At 60.6% G+C, this 21,008-nt stretch carries 12 protein-coding genes and 3 pseudogenes; 3 read left to right on the top strand and 12 right to left on the bottom strand.

The features are described from left to right. Positions 1–83: 83 nt before the first annotated feature. Both BWR18_RS22185 and BWR18_RS22190 read left to right on the top strand, forming a co-directional pair. A complete protein-coding gene (locus BWR18_RS22185) occupies positions 84–656 on the top strand; it encodes a tetratricopeptide repeat protein (RefSeq protein WP_076630915.1) in 573 nt (190 codons plus the stop codon). 728 nt (positions 657–1,384) lie between these two features. Next, a complete protein-coding gene (locus BWR18_RS22190) occupies positions 1,385–2,527 on the top strand; it encodes a tetratricopeptide repeat protein (RefSeq protein ID WP_254685030.1) in 1,143 nt (380 codons plus the stop codon). Positions 2,528–2,561: 34 nt separating this feature from the next. Here the strand turns inward: BWR18_RS22190 and BWR18_RS21085 are convergent. From BWR18_RS21085 to BWR18_RS21105, 5 genes and pseudogenes are all read right to left on the bottom strand, one after another. Next, a pseudogene (locus BWR18_RS21085) lies at positions 2,562–3,736 on the bottom strand (ATP-binding protein). A gap of 186 nt (positions 3,737–3,922) precedes the next feature. Continuing rightward, on the bottom strand, positions 3,923–6,751 hold the full coding sequence (locus BWR18_RS21090) for a hypothetical protein (RefSeq protein WP_157598985.1): 2,829 nt from the start codon (positions 6,749–6,751) through the stop codon (positions 3,923–3,925). 389 nt (positions 6,752–7,140) lie between these two features. Beyond that, positions 7,141–9,088, bottom strand: a pseudogene (gene asnB, locus BWR18_RS21095) (asparagine synthase (glutamine-hydrolyzing)). Between the two features lies 1 nt (position 9,089). Next, positions 9,090–10,339: pseudogene (locus BWR18_RS22530) on the bottom strand (glycosyltransferase family 4 protein). Positions 10,340–10,479: 140 nt separating this feature from the next. Next, on the bottom strand, positions 10,480–11,394 hold the full coding sequence (locus BWR18_RS21105; RefSeq protein ID WP_076630922.1) for a glycosyltransferase family 2 protein: 915 nt from the start codon (positions 11,392–11,394) through the stop codon (positions 10,480–10,482). 131 nt (positions 11,395–11,525) lie between these two features. Between BWR18_RS21105 and BWR18_RS21110 the strand changes: the two genes are divergently transcribed. After that, positions 11,526–12,245: a WecB/TagA/CpsF family glycosyltransferase gene (locus tag BWR18_RS21110; RefSeq protein WP_076630924.1), complete on the top strand. Its 720-nt coding sequence runs from the start codon at positions 11,526–11,528 to the stop codon at positions 12,243–12,245. Between the two features lie 24 nt (positions 12,246–12,269). Here the strand turns inward: BWR18_RS21110 and BWR18_RS21115 are convergent, their stop codons facing one another. The 7 genes from BWR18_RS21115 to BWR18_RS21140 all read right to left on the bottom strand — a co-directional run bounded on the left by BWR18_RS21115 (position 12,270) and on the right by BWR18_RS21140 (position 20,983). Further along, entirely contained in the window at positions 12,270–13,082 is an 813-nt protein-coding gene (locus tag BWR18_RS21115; RefSeq protein WP_083958001.1) for an SDR family oxidoreductase, read from the bottom strand. Next, entirely contained in the window at positions 13,066–13,425 is a 360-nt protein-coding gene (locus tag BWR18_RS22480) for a GMC family oxidoreductase (protein WP_368073669.1), read from the bottom strand. Before BWR18_RS22480 ends, BWR18_RS21115 begins: the two co-directional genes overlap by 17 nt. Beyond that, the gene (locus BWR18_RS21120) at positions 13,419–14,678 is read right to left on the bottom strand and encodes a GMC family oxidoreductase N-terminal domain-containing protein (RefSeq protein WP_368073670.1); all 1,260 of its coding nucleotides are present in this window, start codon (positions 14,676–14,678) and stop codon (positions 13,419–13,421) included. The genes BWR18_RS22480 and BWR18_RS21120 overlap by 7 nt, the downstream gene beginning before the upstream one ends. A gap of 3 nt (positions 14,679–14,681) precedes the next feature. Continuing rightward, positions 14,682–16,697 (bottom strand): acyltransferase family protein, encoded by a 2,016-nt coding sequence (locus BWR18_RS21125; protein ID WP_076630926.1) that lies wholly within the window; start codon positions 16,695–16,697, stop codon positions 14,682–14,684. Between the two features lie 617 nt (positions 16,698–17,314). Beyond that, a complete protein-coding gene (locus BWR18_RS21130) occupies positions 17,315–19,330 on the bottom strand; it encodes a hypothetical protein (protein ID WP_076630929.1) in 2,016 nt (671 codons plus the stop codon). A gap of 4 nt (positions 19,331–19,334) precedes the next feature. Next, positions 19,335–19,913 carry a hypothetical protein gene (locus tag BWR18_RS21135; RefSeq protein WP_157598987.1) on the bottom strand — a complete coding sequence of 193 codons (579 nt, stop codon included), beginning with the start codon at positions 19,911–19,913 and terminating at the stop codon, positions 19,335–19,337. A 188-nt stretch (positions 19,914–20,101) separates the two neighbouring features. Beyond that, the gene (locus BWR18_RS21140; protein ID WP_157598989.1) at positions 20,102–20,983 is read right to left on the bottom strand and encodes a hypothetical protein; all 882 of its coding nucleotides are present in this window, start codon (positions 20,981–20,983) and stop codon (positions 20,102–20,104) included. Positions 20,984–21,008: the final 25 nt, after the last annotated feature.

A 21,008-nucleotide genomic window follows, 5' to 3' on the forward strand; every position in this document is an offset into this window, starting at 1 on the left:
GTTTCAATTGAACTGTCCACAAACTATGAAGTCAGGGTCGGCGCGGTAACGTGCCGGCGCTTTTGTGTGAGTACGGATGTAATATGTTAAAATATGTGCGCAAACTCGGGATGGCCATTGGTTTGAGCCTGGTTCTTGTGGCCTGCCAATCAGTCGAGGAGAAAGCCGAGAAGTACCTGGCCTCCGCAATGGAATTGATCGGGGCCGGTGATACCGACCGCGCCGTGATCGAATTGCGCAACGTGTTCGCGTTGGTGCCCAATCATATCAAGGCGCGCGAGACCCTGGCGGAATTGATGCTGGACCAGAATGACGAGGCTGCCGCCTACGGTCATTACCTGCGCCTTGTTGAGCAGGTGCCAGACCACCTGGAAGGTCGTACCGTCTTGGCGGAAATCGCGTTTGAAGCGCGCAATTGGGAAGAGTTTGTGCGTCACGGCGAGGAAGCGGTCGCGCTGGCACCCGACCATCCGCGCAGCCAGATCATCGACCTTGCCCTGCGGTATCAGCAAAGCATTGAAGATCGGACGGGCCGGTGCGCGATGCCTTGCGTGACCGGGCCAGTCTGCTTGCCGCCGATACGCCGGACAGCGGTGTGTTGCAGCAGGTGCTGTTTGACGCGCATATGCGGGACCGGAGGTTTGACAAGGCGCTAGAGCAGTTGGACCACGTCATTGCCCGGCAGCCGGACAATCGCAGCCTGTATCGCAAGCGTCTGGACCTGCTGACCCAACTTCAGGATTTTGTTGCGGTCGAGGCAGGGTTGAAAGACATGATCGCCCGCTTCGCCGACGATGAGCGCCCGAAGGAGCACTTGATCCGCTTTTACCTGTCCCGCAATGAGGTCGACAAAGCCGAGGCTTTTTTCCGCAGCATTGCTGACCCGTCCGATCCAAACCCGCGGTTTTTCCTTGGGCTGGTGCAGTTTCTGGCCGAGACGCGGGGCAAGGATGCTGCCCGCGCCGAGTTGATGGCGGGCGTTGAGGTTGCACCCGACCCGGAGCAGTTGCGCATGCGCCTGGCGATTATGGACTTTGAAGCCGGTGAACAGGAGAAAGCCGTCTCAGATCTTCGCGTCCTTTTGGACGGGGATGTCCCGAGCGACGCGCAAGACGCGATCCGGGTGACCCTGGCCCAGATGCTGTTGGGATTGGGCGACGTCGCTGGCGCGCAAGGCTTGGTGGACGATGTCCTGGCGTCGGATGACATGAATATCGAGGCCCTCAAGATGCGGGCGGACTGGATGATCGCGGGCGACGATACGGACAGCGCGATTGCCATGTTGCGGCTGGTGTTGGACCATGCCCCCGGTGACATCACGGCCATGAACCTGATGTCTGACGCATATGCTCGGGCGGGCAATCACAGCCTGTCCCGGGATTTCATGGCGCTTGCCGTTGATGCGTCGGACAATGCGCCGGGCCCATCATTGCGGTATGCGCGGGTTCTGGCCGCCGACGAACGATACCTGGCTGCGGAAGAGGTGGTGATTGCCGCCTTGCGTCGTGACCGGCGGAATGCCGACATTCTGGTTCTGCTGGGCGAGATCTACCTTGCGTCCGAAGACTATTCGCGCGCCGATCAGGTGATTGCGCGGTTGCGGAGCATCGGAACGGACCGGACGTTGATCGTTGCAGACGCGCTCGAAGCCCGGTTACTGGGCAGTCGCGAGGGGGTCGAGCAGGCCCTTGGGTTTCTTGAAGAGCTGGCGGCGCGCGAAGATGCAGGTGTGACCACGCAAATCACCCTGTTGCGCGCCCGCCTCAGCTCGGGCCAGACGGCCCGCGCGTTGCAGCAGGCCGAGGCACTGGTTGCTGAAAACCCCGACAACGCGTCGCTCAGGTTCATTCTGGCCGCGTCTCATGCTGCGTCCGGCGCGCCGGGCGTGGCCGAAATGGTGCTGGCTGGTCTGTTGGAGGAAGACCCAAACCGCATGCGTGTGTGGGCGCAGCTTTACCGGATGCAGCGCATTCAGGGCAAAAACGCAAAGGCCACGCAGACCCTGCTGGACGGGCTTGCCATTGATCCGGACGATCGGACACTGCTTTGGGCGCAGGCCGTGGAGTTTGAACGCGCGGGCGATATCGAAGGGGCCATTGCCAATTACGAACGCCTTTACGATGCCGATTCCGGCGACCTTATCGCGGCCAACAATCTGGGCAGCCTTCTAGCAAGTTACCGGGATGACGACGCGTCGATCGAGCGTGCGTGGACCGTCGCGCGCCGGTTGCGCGAGACGGACGAGCCGACGTTTCAGGATACGTACGGCTATGTTGCCTTTCGTCGTGGTGCGTTCGAGGAGGCGCTGACCTACCTTGAGCCTGCGGCCGCGGCCCTGAGCGATGATCCCATCGTGCAGTTTCACCTGGGCCGGGTCTATGGCGCGTTGGATCGGCGGGAGCAGGCGATTGCGCAGTACAACCGCGCGCTTGAGATCGCCGGTGAAAACGACACGCGCCCCGAGTTCGAAACCGCCCGATCCGAGATTGCGCGTATCCAGGGATTGCCTGCGCTGGTCGAAAACTGACCCGTTTGCGCAGCGTGTGTGGGGCAGGGGGGATTTAAGTTTCGGCGCGTTGGCTGCGCAACTGCGCCATGGCCGACACCAGTGGCATGGCCCTGACGCCGCCCTGTCCCGGCACCTCTCGTGCGTCGGCATAGACCAAAATCCGTTCCGCGACGCCCAGTTCGTCCGCCGCGATGTGAAAGCCGCGCGTTACCTTGGGGCTGGTCGTGCGTTTGATTTCGATGGCCCAGAGCGCGCCGCTGGGAAGGGTCAGGATCAGATCAATTTCCGCGCCTGCCGAGGACCGGTAGAAGTTCGCCTCTGTCCCGCGCGGCGCGGCGGCGATCAGGTTCTCGATGCAGAACCCCTCCCATGAGCCGCCGACGACCGGATGACCCAAGAGCGTTTCGGTCCGGTCGATGCCCAACAGGGCATGTGTCAGGCCCGCGTCGCGGATATAGACCTTGGGCGATTTGACCAGGCGCTTGCCTTCGTTCGAATGCCAGGGTGGCAGGCGGCGGACCAGCATCAGATCGACCAGAAGATCGAGGTAGCGGGCGACGCTTTGCCCGGACACACCCAGACCGGCCGCAAGTCGCGCCGCGTTCAAGAGCCCGCCCTGTTCATGGCGAGCATTGTCCAGAACCGGCGCAGGGTTTCCGACGGGATCCTCAGGCCGAAACTGGGGATGTCCCGTTCAAGGTAGGTGCGGATGAAATCCGTGCGCCATCCGAGGCTGATGGTGTTGTTTGCCGCCAGATAGCTGTCGGGAAATCCACCCCGTAGCCACAGGGTCGACAGGCTGTCGGCACCGGTTTCGTCGAGGGTGAAGGGTGTGAGTTCGTGATAGCTGACCCGACCCGCCAATGATTCCGCGCTTTGTTGCAGCAACGTGTTCGAAGCCGAGCCCAGCAGGAGGAACTGGCCGGTCCGGTGGCCCGCCCGTCTGCGTCGGTCGATCTGGCCGCGCAGTGCCCCGAAAAGCCCGGGCATCAATTGCACTTCGTCGATGATGACAAGCCGCCCCATCTGTTCATCGAGATATAGGTCCGGCTCCGCCAGAACCTGCCGATCCGCGGACCGCTCAAGATCCAGATAGACGGCATCCCGCGTGTCTGCGATGTCTTGCGCGAGGGTTGTTTTGCCCACCTGACGTGGGCCGAGCAAGACAACGCCAGCTTGCGAGGCTAGCGTGCGCTGTAGGGATGAGTGATGGAAGCGGTCGATCATACCTTGCATATGTGCCATATGGTGGAACATATGCAAGGTTAATCCTGCGCTTTTGCGGTGCTACGCAGCCTCACGCTGCCGCCCACCTGGCTGAGACGCGTGGGGCGCGATGTTACGAGCGCGTCAAAGACACTCGCAACCGTCAAATGGCGCGCTTGACCGCAAGAGCGGTGAAGGCCCGGTTTCTTACATCACGAAGAATTCGTCCTCGAACTGCGCATAGGGCTGTGTTTGGCTGTCTTCGCTTTCGAATGCGACTGCAACGGGCGCGCTGGGTGCGAAGACGAACGCATCCTCGCCGCCGCTGTCCACCTCGACCGCGTGGTGAGATCCTTCATCCCCTTCGCAGAAGATCGGCAGGAAGAATTCGGAATCGTCCGGCTGTTCCAGTCCAATCGTCTCGATCGAGACGCCTGATCCTCCGCCGAGGTTGAGCCAGACCTCGTCGCTTTGATAATCGACGGTCACTGTCGCGCTGCGCGCACCCACGCCGATCACCTCAAAGCTGCCGATCAGGCCGGTCACCTGGTCTGCCGTCATTAGCAGATACGCGCCATCGCTGATATAGGCCTGGGTCAAGTCGATGGTCAGGTGCAAATAGCCGAGGTCGATCTGGGACGTCACGTCGGGGTTGTCGCCGAAGGCGCCGGACCGGAATTCCGAAATGCGCCCCAGGCCGGTTTCGTCGCTGGCGATTGTCAGGCACGCGCCCGCATCAAAGCGGATTACACCGGTATCACCGGCGTCGCCGTCAAAACCCACCAGCGCATCGGCGCCTTCGATGAGCAGGCGGTAGTCGCTGCCGACCGCGAACAGCCCGCCATCGGCGCTCAGGATCGCTTGCCCGCTTTCAACCACCACGTCGACATTGCCGACAACCGCGCCGGTGTTGGCGAACCTGCCGCCGTCTTGCGTCACGCTGAGCGTGCCCGCGCCGTTGTAGCCGTGGATCCAGACCTGACCGGCATTCGTGATGTCGACCTGGCCGCCCAATGTGTCGGAGGTTGTCTGACCAATGACGTTGAGCCGCCCGTGCGAGACATCAAGCCGACCGCCGTCGCCAAAATCGAGGCCGAGGATGGTGTGCGTGCCGCCATAGGTCACGTGATTGCCGCCCAAATTCACAAGGTCATTCGCGACACTTCCGGCAATGTCGTTCGTGTCCCAGTTCATCCGGTTGTCCCAACGCACGCCGTCGCCCAGTTCATTGGGAACGAACTGCACTTCGCGCGGGTCTGTGCGAAGCACCTCGAGGATGCCGAAGGCTTGCTGGAAATAGGCATTGAGCACGTCGGCCTCAATCTCGGTCTGGCCGATCCACGCCACGAGGTCTTCCAAGTCCGCGTTTGGATCGTTCAGCATGATCTTGGCGAGGTTGTCCGCGGTGGTCTGGTCCAGCAGGTTCCGGTCCAGACCTTCGATGTTCTGGTTTTCGCCTTCTTCAATGCCGCGATCCACGTGCCACGTGCCATACCAGCGATAGACCATGGTGTCGTCGTAGTAGGGCGTGTGTTCGTGGATCAGACCGCCTTCGTTGATGGACCGCTCAGAGAGTTCCAGCGGGTCGTTCGGGTCGGCCAAGTGCGCGATGATGTTTCCGATCAGGGTCGTATCATTGCCGCCGTTGTAGATGCCCATGGCGTGATAGCCTTGGCCCTCTGCCACGCTGCGATAGCCTGCGGCCGTGATGACGTTGCCGGAAACGAGCGAGAAGTTTCCGATGGGGCCCTCGCCCCAATATTCGCCGCCACGAAAGATCAGGCCGCCGCCGCTGTCCATCAGCAGGTTGTCTTCGATGAACCCGCCGCTGCGCAGCTGTGCCGCCATCGACGCGGCCGAGGCCGAAATATTGTCGCGGAAGGTGAGGTCCAGCACGTCATGCTGGACGTAGATGCTGTGGGAATAGGTGCTGGGCGGTTGCGGACGGTCGCCGCGACCGTTGTAATCGTATCCTTCGTCCCAGCCAATGCCGGTGAACCGCGTCCCTTCGACCAGAAGCCCCTGAACGTCCGAGAAGTAGGAGCCCGAGAAGCGTTCGAGATGCGGGCTCCAGCTGCCGCCATAGCGCGGCGCGTCCGGGCCCGTGTCGAGCATGTTGGAGTCGCGCAGCGTGAAGCTGTCGGCGCCTTCGACCACGATCCAACCCATGTCCGTCGCGGTCACCGAGTCAACGATGATGTTGCCGCTGCCCTCGGTCGAGCCGCGGAACAACAATTCCTGGGTGATGTTCAGGTCATGGATAACGATGTTGGAGAAGGTTTCACCATTATACCCGGCGACCCAGTGGTTGTTTGCCAGGACCGGTTGTGCGCCATCCCCGTAAGAGGTGATCACGACCGGGTGCAGGGGGCTTTCGCCTTGGATACCCGCGGGCATAAGCCCGTTGTCGGCGATCTGGTCGTAGACATACCCGCTTTCGAGGCGCAGCCAATGCGAGCTGGGCGTCGCCTCTTCTCCGGTGGCGAAATTGCGTCCCGTCAATTCCTGCCACAGCAACATGCCGGCATCCTGAGCCAGCGCGTTGTTTTCATCCGAGCCGTATTCGGGGTTGTCGGCCAGCCATTCACCGGTGATCTGCCAGGTCTGAAGGCCCTCGCGCGCAGCGATATCCGCAATGGTCAGCGCGTCGGCAGAGGCTGACACATACACCTCACGGTGGTTTTGGCCGGTTTCGATAACCAGTTCACCCTGCGCGTCCGTTTCCAACATGTAGTGGTTGGAACCCGTGCCCCATCCACCTTCTTGCGAGGGAGGCGTGACGTCGATGTTAAAGGTTTGTTGCGACACGTTGCCGTTCTCATCCGTGACTTCAACCGTGAAGTCGAGCGGACCGGTATGGTCGGAATGCGTCATGACCAACGCAAGTGAATTGTCGGGGTTCACGGTCAGCGTGCCGAAGTCGGGGCGATCGACAATGTTGATCTCGCGTACGGTCGCAAAGTCTTCGATTTGCAGCGTGGTGGTGCGCGCGCCGGAAACCTGCGCGATTTCAGATGGATTCAGTGTGGTTGGCATTGGTACGTCTTCCGTTTGATCTTGTTCGGCGGCAGGCCACCGGCAATAGTTCTCTGGCGGCTGTCCCAGGGGTGGGAAGCCGTAGTTTTCTGTGCGCAAACGGGCGCGTACATGCCCTGCGCTTTACCTCACATCAATGGGTACAAACTCGATCACCTGCGTTAATTACTTATGAAACGTGCAGGAATTGGCCCATGTGTAAGGCCGTTTTATGGCAAGTGGGTGAACTGGCAAGCCGTCCAGTGAAAATACTGTGCCGTGTGGTAAAACTGCGCAGAAAGCCGCCAACAGAACTCAGGTAAGGCGCGAGTCTTTGCTTTGAAAAGACGGAAACGTATCCGTTTAGGTCTGCTAAGCGTATCTGCGCCGACGTCTCGGCGGCGAAACGCTTAGCTGTCCTGCTGCTCCAGCCAGGCTTGGACCATCAGAACGTTCCACAGTTGCGGGCCCCAGTTGAATCGCTCGGACAGGTGTTGTTGCCAAAGCTTTGTGATGACATCCGCGTCGAAATACCCTTCGCGTCGCAGGCGTGTCGGGTCCAGCAGGGCGGCGGCCCAGTCCTTGAGACTGCCGCGCAGCCATAGCCCGATGGGCACTTCGAACCCCATTTTGGGCCGTTCGATCAGGTCCTTGGGCACGTGGCGGTAGAGAACCTGCCTCAATGCCCATTTCGTCGTGTCACCGCGCAGCTTTTGGTCTTCGGGCAGGCCAAGCGCAAATTCCACCACGCGGTGATCGAGAAGGGGCGCGCGGCTTTCCAGAGCGACCGCCATGGTGGCGCGGTCCACTTTGGCCAGAATGTCGTCGACCATGTAGGTCAGCATATCCAGCTGCAACATGCGTTCAATATCACTGAGGGACCCCTGCGGCGGCGGGTGTTCTGCCAACAGGGACGGGGGGTGCGATGCGCCCGGCACGGCCGCTTCGGGGAAGCGCCAGACCGATACCATCGCGCGGTGCAGGGTTTCGAGGTCGGGCTGTCGTGCGTAGTTGGCAAGGCGGTGCAGGCGTTGGCCGATGGTTCCTTGCCCTGCGGGTAGGGATCAGACCCTCTAGGGCTGCGGTCAAAGTGCCAGCGGGGATCGCGCGGAGGGCCTGCGCCCCCAGATTGCGCAGGGGTTGGGGTATGGATTTCAGCCGCGCCCGCAGCTTTCCGGCGTGGGCGTACCGCCCATAGCCGCAGAACAGTTCATCCCCGCCATCGCCGGACAGCGAGACGGTCACATGCTCGCGCGCCAGTTTCGAGACGAGGTAGGTGGGGATTTGCGAGCTGTCGGCGAAGGGTTCGTCATACATCGTGGGCAACAGCGGCACGACGTCACGCAATTCCTTGTCCGTGACGTAGAGATCGGTGTGATGGGTGCCCAGATGATCGGCGACTGACCGCGCGAATTCGGCCTCGTTGTAGCGCGCCTCGTGAAAGCCGATGGAAAAGGTGTGGACCGGCCTGTCGGACAGCTTTTGCATGATGCCCACGATGGTCGAGCTGTCGATCCCGCCTGACAGAAAAGCACCCAGTGGCACGTCCGACATCATTTGTTGGCCGATCGCGTCGGTCAGCAGCGCCTCAAGCTCGTCCACGACCTGGTCGTCGCTGCGGCGTGCGGGCTTGGCTGCGGCGGCAATCTCTGCGCCGTTCCAGTAGAATTCGGTGTGGACCATGCCCGTCGCCGCCTGAACGGTCACCATCTCGCCGGGCCGCACCTTGCCGATCCCGCGATAGATCGAGCGGTTTTCGCCCACGTTGCCGTGGCGGAGCGCTTCGACGATGCTGTCCCGCGCGATCTCTCCCTCGAACGAGGGGTGGGTGCGCAGCGCCTTGAGTTCTGATCCGAAGAGCAGGGCGCGCGCATCGCCGGTGCCCTGCCAGCCGTAATAGAGCGGCTTTTCCCCCATGCGGTCGCGGATCAGATACAGTGTTCGGGTTTCGCGATCCCAGAGCGAAATTGCGAACATGCCGATGGTCCGCTCAAGCGTCTCGCGCAGGCCCCAGGTATCAATTCCGGCCAGCAGAGTTTCGGTGTCCGAGGTGCCGCGCCATTGCGGAGCCTTGCCCGTCTCTTCGAGCGTGCGGCGCAGTATCTGATGGTTGTAGATCTCGCCATTGTAGCACAGCACCCAGCGGCCCGACGCCGATGTCATCGGCTGCGCGCCTGCGGGGCTGAGGTCAACGATGGCGAGGCGCAGGTGGCCGAGGGCCACGCCCACGTCTGCATCCGTCCACTGGTCCTTGCTGTCAGGTCCACGGTGGGCGATGGCCTGCATCATCGGCAATACCACCTCGTCCCGGGCGAGGCCGGGGGAGGTCGTGCATAGAAATCCGGTGATGCCGCACATGTCAGGAGGATCTCTTTATTGGGTCGGGGCGTATCTTGCCGTCATTTGTGCCGGCAAAAAGCGCCCCTATCCGGGCGGCTTCGTGGCGCACATCGAACTCTGCGCGGACTTTTTCGCGGCCGCGCGCGCCCATCTCTGCGCGTCTGTCCGCGTCTTCGGCCATGTCGTGGATGCGTGCCGTGAGGGCTTCGGCATCGCTGGCTGGCACGATAAAGCCGGACACGCCGTCCTCGACCAGTTCGCCTACACCGGCGAGTTGCGTGCAGATCACCGGTTTGCCTGCGGCAAGTGCTTCCATCAGAACGACGGGCAACCCTTCGGCAAAGGAGGGCAGGACAAGGGCGTCCGCCGCGGCCAGCGCGTCCGCCACACCTTGCTGGCTTTGAAATCCCAGGAACCGGACGGCGTCACCCAGAGGCGCGGCCATGGCTTCGAGATGGGCGCGGTCATCGCCGTCGCCGACCAGTGTCAACGTCAGGTCAGGTCGCGTGGCATGTGCGGCGGCAAAGGCATCCATCAGCACGCGCAGCCCCTTGATCGGGGTCAGGCGGCCCACGAACACCAGGTTTGTTCCGGTGTTTTCGGTCGTCTGCCGGGCCTCGTAACGCTCGGGATCACGCCGCAATGTATGATGTGCAGCTTGTCCCAATGTGCCGGGTCGGAAAAATACATGGCCTGCGACCGGCAAAAGTGGCTGATGCAGGCGACAAAGCTGGCTTGCGCCGTCTTTTCGCGCAGGGACCATGTGTGAGGTTCGTAGATTTCGGCGGGACCGTGCAGTGTGTAGCTGAACGGAATGCCGGACAGCGCAGAGGTCAGCATCGCCACGTTGGCAGGCGGGTCGGCGAAGTGGACATGCAGGTGCTGCACGCCTTGGCCGCGCAGATGCTGGGATAGGACGAGCCCTTCGAGGAAATAGGCGATTTGTTTCAGCATCCCTTTCACTCCGGGCGGTGCTGTGCGGGCGGCGAGGCCGATTGCCTTGAAAAAGCGGGCCGGTGCCGCCAGCGCAGAGCCAAGCGCCTGCAGCATCCGCACGGGGCTCTTGCCCGCTTCGATGATGTAGAAGGTGCTGTCGTGCGCGGCGTGCTCTTCGGGTCCGATCAGGTGCGTTGCCGCAGGCCGCCGGACAGAGCATGTCACAATCTCAAACCCCAGTTCGCGCAACGCAGTGACTTCGCGCAGAATAAACGTGTGGGATGCAGCCGGAAAAAGCGATGTCAGATAGGCCACGCGCGGCAATTCGGACATTTACGTCAACTTCCTTAATCAAACAGATGTGTTATGGCGAAAGCGTGGTGTTGAGTAAACCTCAGCCCGTCCATGGAACGTGGACAATTGGAAGGGGTGGTGGTTTCGCGGGCACAGTCGGCATCCGGTGATGTGACGGTTTAGACGCCAAGAACATCGCGGCGTTGCTGTAGCGCCCATTCCGCCGCCTCCGCTTTGCCGCTGCGCAGGGCGCGCAGTTGATACGCGCGAATGAAGGCCGTCATGTCCTGGTCGCCAAAGCGTTCTTCGCCCTGAAGCCAGGCCTTCATATAGCCGTAGATCGAAAACAGCGTGCCTGTCACATAGGGCCGCTGCCGGACCGACCGATAGAGCGAGCTGAGCATGAAAAACAGCGGATGCGCGCCCAAATGGAACTGCCCTTTGCCATGGCGGATGCGGCCGCGATAGATGCTTTTCTGGCTGGACCCCATGGGGCGCAGGTGAATGAATTGCAGGTCGGGGTCATTCCAGCTGATGGCGCGCCAGCCGAACCAGCGTGCGCGGTGGCAATCATACCCGTCCCAGCCCACTTCGGCCACGAAGCCGCCGATCTCTTCAAAGCAGGCGCGGCGGTAGAACTTGGTCATGCCAACGGATGCTTCGTCGCCGCACAGTTCGCTTTTGCGTTCATTCGTGGTGGGGTGCATATAGTAAGCCTTGCCCGACGCGGTTCCCAGGCGCGGGTCGGCGGCCATGCGGTCGAGAAGGATTTCGAAGTAGCGGGGCGGCAGGTCGAGGTCGACGTCGAGTTTGCACAGATATTCGTAATCCGCCACGTCGACGGCCGCGAGGCCGGTATTGAACGCCTCGATCACGCCACCGCCCACCCGGCGTTCGCCCTTGGGTCGGTTCACGACCTTGATGTAGGGCATCGAGGGCAGGTACTTTTCGATGATGTCGACGCTGTTGTCAGTCGAGCCGTCATCCACGATGATCCATTGCGCCGGAGGCACCGTTTGGTTGCGGATCGAGATCAGCGTTTTTTCGATGTAATCCCCCTCATTCTTGCAGGGGGAGATCAGGATGTACGTCATGGAAACCGTTTATCGTGAAGGTAATTTCTTAAGCGTGAATACACGTATGGTTTGCTACAAGATTGCCGAGACAAAACAAAATCTATTCGACTGGTGCCGGACAAATTCTTGAAAGACTGTGATTTCACAACATGACGTTAGCAGATGAAGACCTTTTGAATGTCATCCGAAAGGCCGAGCAGGATTCGCTGGGCTGGTCGCTGGAGCATCTTCGTCCGGGGCAGGGGACGCAGCGGCTGATGTTCCTGAACGCCCACGGGGTCAACTGCGCGGCGCAGAACGACGCCTTTCGCCAGCAGGTATTGCAAAGTGATTTTCTGCTGCGTGACGGTGTGGGACTGGCCATGGGGATGAAACGGCTGGGGTTACGGGAGACCGAAAACCTGAACGGCACCGATCTGATCCCCAAGGTGCTGTCGCGGCACCGGCAGGCGCGGCTGGCGGTTTGGGGGTCGTCGGAGGAGGCCTTGGACAAGCTGGGCGTGCGGCTGCGCGAAGAGGGCCATGGCGCGCTTGTCTCGCTGGAGCACGGATTTCACGACGACGCGTTTTACATCGAGAAGTACCGCACGCATCAGCCTGACATTCTGGTGCTGTGCATGGGCATGCCACGGCAGGAGCTTTTGGCGGGCAAACTGGCCACCGAGGCAGACGGCGGGCTGATCATCTGTGGCGGAGGATGGGCAAACTTTCATTCCGGCCACATCCCGCGCGCGCCCATTTGGGTGCAGCGGCTGCGGTTGGAGTGGCTGCACCGCCTGAGCCGGGAGCCGCTGCGTCTGGGGCGTCGGTATACCGTTGATGTCGTAAGATACTTTCAGCACATCCGGCGGTTGTCGAAGCACGGTTGACCCGTCGCGGCGCTGCCGCGGGCCTTAGAGACTTGGGATCTGGCGTGGTATCGGCGTGCGTCCGGTCAGTTTGTTGAACAGGCGGCGCTTGAAGGAGAGAACCGGGAGCTGTTCGCAATCCCTGTCAAAGGTCACGCCGTTCAAACTCTGATCGTGCCAAAGGGCGAGGGCCACGCCCCATCGCGCCGCAAGTGCCGGGTCAGTGCCGTCTGGCAATCCCATCTTTGTCTTGAGCGCGCCGGGCACCCAATCGTTGATGATGATGTCGTGGAACCTGTCGCCAAGATCGCGGACCATGGATTGTGTCAAGATACGGCAGGCCCCTTTGGATACCGAATAGGCGGACGACATATAGGTCGGATCATTTCCGGCGAATGTCGCGACGTTGATGATCCGGCCACTGCCGCGCGGGACCATACGCTTCAGCGCCAACATGGCGCAGTTCAACGTGCCGCCCAGATTGATGTCCATCACCTGCTGGAAACTTTCCGGGGTTTCGTCGAGAAAATCGCGGTGCGGGTAGACGGCCGCGTTGTTGAACAGGATGTCCACCGGTCCCAGGTCGGCGTCGATCCTATCGAATGCCGCACGCAAGGCATCGACGTCGCCGACATCGGCACGAATGGGCACAACAGTGCCCGCCGTTTCGGTTGCGAGCGCTTTGAGGTCGGCCATGTTCCGGCCAATGGCTGCCACCCGAAGCCCCTGTGCCGCAAGCTCGGACGCAAGGCGCCGCCCAAGACCGTCCCCGGCACCAGTGACGATGGCGACTTCTGGGGTAGGCGCGGTTTCGGGCGGCGTGATGCCAGGCTCGTCGGCATTATGCGGTTGCGACATCTTCGGCATCCTCCTGTTTGGCCGCGGCCGCGATAAGATCACCTACACGCAGGGCATTTGCGGCAATGGTCAGGCTTGGATTGACGCCCATAGAACTGGGCATGAATGACCCGTCAGCCACATAGAGATTGTCGAGGTCATGGGTGCGGCAATCGGGTCGTAATACAGATGTAGCCGGATCTGTACCAAAGCGCAGCGTGCCGAGGGGGTGGCCAAAATTCAGGACGGGCTGAAGCGACACCAGAAAGGAGAGGTGCTTGCGGAAGGCCTTTCTGATCGCCCGACGGAATGCTTTGCGACGCTCAAGCAACTCCGGGTGGTACTCGTATTCGAATGTCAGCACCTCGGGTCTTCGCTATTCAGCACGACCCGATTTTCCGGGTAGGGGAAGTCTTCCATAATGCCGACGAAAACGGCGGCTTTGCCAAAGAGGCGGCTGGCTACGAGGGCAGGTATCCGGATCAGGCCGCGCAGGCGATGAAAGCGGCGCAGGAACGACTGATCGAAGATTTGCCCGAGGAAATACACGATATTGCCGTAACTGACGTCGAGCCCGAGCGACTGCACCAGCCCGAAACGTTTGCCGGGCGCAGTATAAAGATCACGAAGTGAGACCGCTTTGCCAAATGGTCCGGTCCTAGCTGACTTTGTTTTGGGCCACAGCACGAACAATTCGTTGATATGAAACATGAGACCGCGCCCGACCCAATCGCTTGAGTTCGCACAGCCTTTTTCGGAATGGCTCTGGGATGCGAGCATGAGGCGGGCCGAGCCCAGCGACCCCCCACACAAGGCATATCGTGTGCCATGCAGCGTTGCCGTCTCGTCGTGCGCACTGACCAGCAGGCCGGTGACCGTCGCCCCATTATCAAGGATTTCGCGCACCTCGCAATTGTCCAGAAGGGCAGCGCGTCCGGTCGACAGCGCAGGCACGACGCCAGCCGACCGCCCGTCCATCTTGCAATTCCAGCGGCATTTTCGGTCAAAGCATTGCCGACACGTGTCGGCATATTTGACGGCGACGTGAAGTCGGTAAGGATGCAGGTCGCTTTTCTCCATCTCTTGCATCAGGGCCAGATCGGCATCCGATGCCGCGATAGGTGGTTTCAGGCCTTTTGGCTCCGGCTCCCGCGACAGGGGGTCTGGTGTTCCGCTCAGGTGCAAAAGTGCCGTTGCCTCGTCAAAATAGGGTTGAAGCGCGTCAAAGCCGACGGGCCATCCGCCGCAGGGATGCGGCAGGTCCGGACTGTCGTCGATGTCGTGGCGTTCGGGCCGTTCCAAAGCCGCGGCATAGAAGGTCGACGAGCCGCCGACACCGCTGCCATAGGGTCCGAAGAACCGGGTCGTGACACCGCCCAGCCGGACTTCGGCCGGTTTTGGCCAAATACCACGGATCTGCCGCGCCTCCGGGGTGACTGGGCTGTCCCGCCCTGTCTGGCTGTCAGCCTCGTGTCCGGCTGGCCCCTTTTCCACAAAAAGGATCCGCAGGCCGTGATCGGTCAAGCGCCGCCCGAGCAGCCCGCCGCCCATACCAGCCCCGATGATGATGACATCCCAGGATTGCGATTTTGCATCGGAAAGGGAAATCGTTTGCATGGCCTACTGTCCTACAAGAACAGGCGTGAAGACATCCCGCAAAAGCAACGCACCGGTATTGGTGACGTGGTTGTTGTCAAAGTAGTAGGGGGTGCCGTCAAACACCGCGGAGCAATGGGTGTCAGAGCACAGCCGGGACCACAGATCGAGGACCGTGATGCCGGGTGATTGTTCGATCAGGGTGAGGGCCGCGCTGACCGTCGCAAACCTGTCTTGCAACGCGGCGCGTGTGACCTGGCCGGTTGTGGCCAGAAGCGTCGCCGTGTCCGTTCGATTGAACGCGAGCGCCCGCGCCGCATCGCGGGTGGAGTAGTCAAAGATCTCCGGCACCTGCTCGAGCACGAACAGCTGTTCGACCTTTGGCGCAAGCGTCGCCACAGTGTGCTCCAATGCCTGGATGAACAAATCCTGCTGGGTCTGATCCGGCGTCAACGGACCGTCGGGCCGTGCTGCCAAGGTGATCCAGTTGTGGCTGTCTGCGCCGGTTCCGGTCCCTTCGGCGTAATAGCTCCAGCGGCCGATCATCAACAGCCGTTCGATAGACGGCGTTGCGGCGAGCCCCTCGGCCACGGCATCCACGGACCGCGCGCAGAACGCCTCTTGTGCGGGGGTGGACACCAGTTCGTCCTTGAGCACGCCCAGCAGGGGCGGGCAGCCCGCGTGCCAGATCAGTAGACCCGGCGCATCGGCTTCGGACGCGGCGAGGTCCAAACCTTCCTTGAAGGCGCGGGCATGGCTGTCCCCCCAGACGAGAAACCGCGGCGGGCCGTCCGGGCCAATCGGACAAATCTCGATCCCGGCCCAGGCGCCATTTTGGGGCCGGGTGCAGCGCGACCAGTCCTGAATAAAGCCGCGCGTCGCCGCGATGAACGGGCGCGCTTCGGTGGGGAAGCGGCCCGGTAGCCCCTCGGAAAACGCAAATGACAGGGCCCCCGCAACCAAAGCCGTGGCCGTTGCGCCATAGATCACCACAAGGCGCCAGCCGGGAAGAGCACCCCGACGGAACGGGGTTTCGACATATTTCAGTGACAGCCAGGACACGGCGATGGCCGCAACCAGCAGGACAGGAATTTGCCAGAGGGTTGGCGCCGCCCCCTGATAATTGTGCAACAGCGTCACCATCGGCCAGTGCCACAGATACAGTGAATAGGAGATGAGACCGAAAAACAGGGCGGGACGGCTGCACAGAATGCGATTGACGAGGTTGTCGTCCTGGCCGTTCAGAATGATCAGCACCGCACCTGCCACCGGGACAAGTGCGTAGAGGCCGGGAAAGTGATCACCGGCCTCGAACAAGAACACGGCCGACGCAATCAACGCGATGCCAACCCAGCTGAGCACGGCATGCACCCGCCACGTCAGCCCCCCGCGATGCCCAGCAATGGCCAGACACACACCGGCCAGCAATTCCCAGGCGCGGAAAGGGAACAGGTAAAACGCGGCAGGGGGCGAGATGGTCATCATCCAAACGCACCCCAGCAGCGACAGAACGCCAAGGATGATCAAAACAACCGGCAAATGCGCGCGCCAGCGCGCCAGCGCGATCAGCAGAAGCGGCAAGACGATGTAAAACTGCTCTTCTACCGCAAGCGACCACGTGTGCAGCAGAGGTTTCAGTTCGCTGGCCTGATCGAAGTACCCTGCATCGTTGAAGTAGTGGACGTTCGCCAGATAAACGGTCGCGGCGACAAGTTCCTGACCGAATTCCCGAAAATCGAAAGGGAGCAGGACAAACCACGCCCCGATCAAAGTGACAAACGCCATCAAAAGATAGGCCGGTGCCAGCCGTCGAATGCGCCGCACGAAGAACGCGCCGAGTTTAAGGGTGCCGGTGGTGTCCAGTTCCGCCCAAAGGATGGACCCAATCAGAAAACCGGAGATGACAAAAAACACGTCCACGCCAACAAAGCCGCCGTCCAGACCGCTGACGCCGAAATGGTACAGAACGACCGGCAGCACCGCGACCGCGCGCAAGCCGTCGATTTCGGGCCGATAGCGCGTGTGTAGCGAGTGGTTCATGCGCTGACGTCCATATCAAAGGTGCAGCTTTTCATGTGTTTGTATCTGAATTAATTGAAGTATCGGCATGGATTAGCATGTTCGCGTCCTAAAACAAGCGCCCTGGCAAGTGCGGGCAAATACTTCTTTCAAATCGCGACTTTCCGGTCGCATTTCGGGATAATGCGCGGGAATTTTGGAGAGGGACGGACGATTGCCGCGGTTTGTTCGCGCGATAGATTTAGACTTCGCCTTTGAACGGCAACATCGCTTTAAAAACTACTTCGGGCAACGCTAGGCATAAGTTTGAAAGACCTGATCAACTGGCGCCTTTATCCAAGGCCCTTCAGATTTTTTCACGCGCTGTGACAGGGTTGCTCGTAGCATCACCGCGCAGATGGCAACCGGCGCCCACTTCACTACCCCGACATTACCATGTAATCCAAGTTATGTTTAATTCTGAGCCCACAAAGGAGTGAAAACGAGAGATCACGCCGTCGCGCAGCCGTATGTCTCGGGCAAAACAAACGGTTTCCCCTCAAAACCAGTGTGGCAGAGACGGTATCGCCCCTGCCACTTTGTTTTGATCAATGTCCCGACAACGACACGGTCATCGACGCAACGCGGTCAACCAGGGCTTAACTAACTTCGGTCGCCCCAAGCGAGGCCGGCTCGGGCCGAAGCTCCCCTTTGAAATCGGTATGTGCGTTGGGCTCGATCAAGGCCTCACCAAGCGCAGGCGAATTCAGCGCGGGCATCCACAACGTTGCCATGTCGGTCGGGTGAGCAAACTGCGTGGCCAATGGCGTCGAAGAATTACGATATCCGAGATAGCGCGGCTCGAAGGCGCGTTGCGCCGTCATTGGTTCGTATCGTTGCCCTTGTGCGCCGAATGCAGGTGCATGGATCAGATTGTTGCGTGGGGTCACGCTGCTGAAACCAATCGAATCCCTCACCTCAGCAGCCACGATATCCGTCAGGTTCACCAGGGTATTGTTGTAGAACAGAACCGGCGTTGTTTCGTTTGCAGGGTTACCCTGCCCGCCGCCTTCCATCCACAAGAACCCGCCCTGAATACCGGCGTTGAAGCCACCGATTGATCCGCTGTCATGCGAGACCGGCGCAAAGATCGCCATGTTGTTTCTGATCGTGCTTCCGCCATGGCTGACTTCGAAAATCGCACGGGACTGAAATCCGGCGATCAAGATGCACCCTTCGACCAGCGCATTGACAAGATTGCGCGCTGTGCCCGCGTTCTGGCTGTTGATGGACAGCGGTGTCCAGGCGGCTTCCATCGCGCAGGATTGCACATTCAAACGCGCGCCTGCGTACCGGGCTGATGTATTCCAGCGCACACATGGCTGTGTGGCCGAGATTCCACCCCATCGCGCCCAGCCATTGAGCGAAAACAGGTCACAGGCGCTGACAACAGACCGCCAAGGGTCGGTAATCCGGATGGGCGCGTTTGGCTCGTTGGTCCGATCACCGCCAGCTTGCGCATTCGGGTTTTGTGCAATCCGGCAGCCAGTGATGGCATGGCTGGATTGCGAGGCTTCGAGGATACCGTAACCGCCCCATTCGGTTATCTTGCAATCATTATATGTCGCGACACGGTTCGTAACCCCGCGCCCCGAGGGCCAGTCGCTGCCATAGAGTGTGATCCCCCAGCCTGTGAAATCGCAGGCGTCGAAGGTGACGCTTGTCGGCCCCGATCCGCCGCTTGCAACTTGATAGAAGGTCAAGCGCACACCGCTTTCATTGATTGCGTTCCATTGGCCGCGAAAATCAATGTCCGAGAACACCGTACCGCTAGAGGCCGACGCGGAATTGGCAACAGAGTTGTCGTAAAAAACATTCGCTTCCTGGCCGGAAAATCCTGTCGCCTGCACCACCGGCTTTGCCGCATCAGACGTTCCCATGCTTGGACGGGCCTGCATCCTGAGGCTCACGCTGGCGGCGCCAGAGGGCTGGTAAAGCGAGATATCGGATGGCGAGATCGTGTAGTTCTGTCCACGCTCCAGCATGATCCGACTGGCCCGTCCGGCGTTTGCCATAACGTTCCACGCGTCTCCGATACTGGTGAACCGCAAGGCGCCGCCGGGGGCATTGGCAAATGATCCCGACGGATCGACGAAAAGCGTGCCGGTACCCGTGTAAAGGCTGTCGGGGTCTTCAACCGTGACCGTCGTGACACCCTGCCCCCATTTGCCGGACGACGGCTCCAGCACAGCGACCCGCACGGTGTAGGTATCTGCCGAACGGTAGGTGTGCGCACCCAGCGGGCCTCGCATATAGCGGCTTGATGTCCGGTTGCCGCCGTCCGCGGCGTCCATGTCGGCAACCTTGGTTGGTGCTTCGAAGGTGTAGTCCTCACCGAAATCCCAGAAGATGACCTTGTCATGGTAGCTGGGGTCGTATTGGCCAACAGGCAGTGTATCCGTGTCAAAGCCGTTCAGGGTGACGTCAAACATTATGCCTTCGGGGGCCACCTGATGCTCGGACCGCTGAATGTTGATTTCAACACTCGTCCCAGGTGCGGCGGGGCGATCCCAAACGGTTTCGCCGTTTGCCACCTGTCCCCACGCGTTGACTGTGACGCCACCAATGGTCACCGTCGATCCTGCCGAAAAACCGGAAAATGCAATATTGGGCATGGTCTTAAACTCCGTCAAAGGCAACTGTGGTCATGGATGCACCATGCTGCCACGATGGCGCACCACCATCGATCTGCAAGGTACTGATGAATGGTTGCGCCGAAACGTCTTCCGCGCTGGCGCATGTGCTCCCGAAAAAGGCCGCAAGCCGCGATCCAACGACATTTGTGCCACTCCAGTCTTCATTCCCATTCATCCTGTCCGAATAGCCGGAAACCAAAGACAGAACGAGATTCTGAGAAACAGTGGGTGCAACAGACGTAGACAAGACTTCAGCCGTTGCGGTTTGGTCGCCGTCGGCAGCCACACGTGTACCACCCGATACGATTGCCCCTACAAAGATGTGCCCGTTTGATCTCGATGTACCCAAGTCGACGGCAATCGAAGCATCCGCCGAGCCATTGCCGGTCAAAACCAGCTCATACAGATACCCGCTTGTCTTGTTTCCATTTGCTCCCGCCGCGGCACTTGCAATCAGCGTCATGGCCTGGCCGCCGACAGTCAAGGCAACCGGGGCCGACGCGCTGTCTGTACCGTAGTGGATCAGAACTGTATCGCCTGCGGAGCCAGCTGACAGGTCCATCGTCGCGGATGCCGTCGACGTGTTGTCATAGTTTGCCGCCGGCGGAGGCAGCAAGAAAGTGGGTGTCGATGCCTGAGCTGGCGGTGCCTCAGCGATCACGACCTCGTTCGAGATGGCCTCTGCCGTGTTGGCTCCTTGCGTCCCTCCTGCGGACACCGAAAGGGGCGTACCAGCATCCGCCGCATCAATCAAAAGCGTGGATTGTTCGGATCTCGCGTGTCGACAGGATTTGTAGCGTTGGTCGTGTAGGTGACCGACAGGTCTCCGTGCTCCGGGTCATAGGCAAACAGCGCCGGAACAATCGCCAGCGTTTCCCCTGCAGCGGTGTTCTCGTCACCGACCAGAACAGGGGGAACGAGCGGCACCGCGCCCGCTTCAAGCGTGATTGCCGACACGCTGTACGTGCCATCGTAACGGTTTTCCGCGTCATCAATGATGAAGTTACGACCATCGTTCCCTTCGATCTCCAGCGTTCCATCGTCGCTCAAAATGACGTTGAACGTGGGCGGCAGGGCTGAAATCTCAATGCCGTTCGTCACACTTTCTGCAGATCCCGCACCTTGTGTCGCCGTCGCTGTCACAACCAGCGTCGTTTCCGCGTCCGCCGAATCTACCAATACGATGGGCGCAGAAGGATCGCTTGCATCAACGACGCTCGCACCATTGGTGTCGTACCGCACTGAAATGGCCCCAAGCGCAGGGTCACAGGCAAACAGCGCCGGTACGATTGTCAGAGTTTGACCGGCTTCAGGTGTTGTCGCAACAAGGAGAGCAGCGTCAGCGAGCGCAACAGGGCCGGGATTCAAATCGGCGGCGGAGTATGTACCGTCATATACGTCATTCGGATCATCCAGATCGAAGATGCGACCGTCATTGCCCACAATCTCCAAAAGACCGCCGTCACTCAGCCGAGTGGCAAAGATGTCCTGATGAAGGCGAACGGTAACCGTGTTTGAGACGGCGCTGGTGGCACCATTGGGTCCCGTCAGCGTCTCGATCAGTTGCAGGCTTTGGTCCGCGTCCTCGGGGACCGGCACATAGTCAGATCCGGTCGCCTGAGGTATGTCCACGCCGTTGCGTTGCCACCGATAGCTG

The sequence above is a fragment of the Tateyamaria omphalii genome (assembly GCF_001969365.1).
In the GTDB taxonomy this organism is placed as follows: Bacteria; Pseudomonadota; Alphaproteobacteria; order Rhodobacterales; family Rhodobacteraceae; genus Tateyamaria; species Tateyamaria omphalii_A.

Excerpts from the sequence above, each read along its gene's own strand:
- BWR18_RS22185 (WP_076630915.1), top strand. The coding sequence starts at position 84 with ATGTTAAAATATGTGCGCAAACTCGGGATGGCCATTGGTTTGAGCCTG.
- BWR18_RS22190 (WP_254685030.1), top strand. The coding sequence starts at position 1,385 with ATGGCGCTTGCCGTTGATGCGTCGGACAATGCGCCGGGCCCATCATTG.
- BWR18_RS21090 (WP_157598985.1), bottom strand. The coding sequence starts at position 6,751 with ATGCCAACCACACTGAATCCATCTGAAATCGCGCAGGTTTCCGGCGCG.
- BWR18_RS21105 (WP_076630922.1), bottom strand. The coding sequence starts at position 11,394 with ATGACGTACATCCTGATCTCCCCCTGCAAGAATGAGGGGGATTACATC.
- BWR18_RS21110 (WP_076630924.1), top strand. The coding sequence starts at position 11,526 with ATGACGTTAGCAGATGAAGACCTTTTGAATGTCATCCGAAAGGCCGAG.
- BWR18_RS21115 (WP_083958001.1), bottom strand. The coding sequence starts at position 13,082 with ATGTCGCAACCGCATAATGCCGACGAGCCTGGCATCACGCCGCCCGAA.
- BWR18_RS21120 (WP_368073670.1), bottom strand. The coding sequence starts at position 14,678 with ATGCAAACGATTTCCCTTTCCGATGCAAAATCGCAATCCTGGGATGTC.
- BWR18_RS21125 (WP_076630926.1), bottom strand. The coding sequence starts at position 16,697 with ATGAACCACTCGCTACACACGCGCTATCGGCCCGAAATCGACGGCTTG.
- BWR18_RS21130 (WP_076630929.1), bottom strand. The coding sequence starts at position 19,330 with ATGCCCAATATTGCATTTTCCGGTTTTTCGGCAGGATCGACGGTGACC.
- BWR18_RS21135 (WP_157598987.1), bottom strand. The coding sequence starts at position 19,913 with ATGGACCTGTCAGCTGGCTCCGCAGGCGATACAGTTCTGATCCACTAC.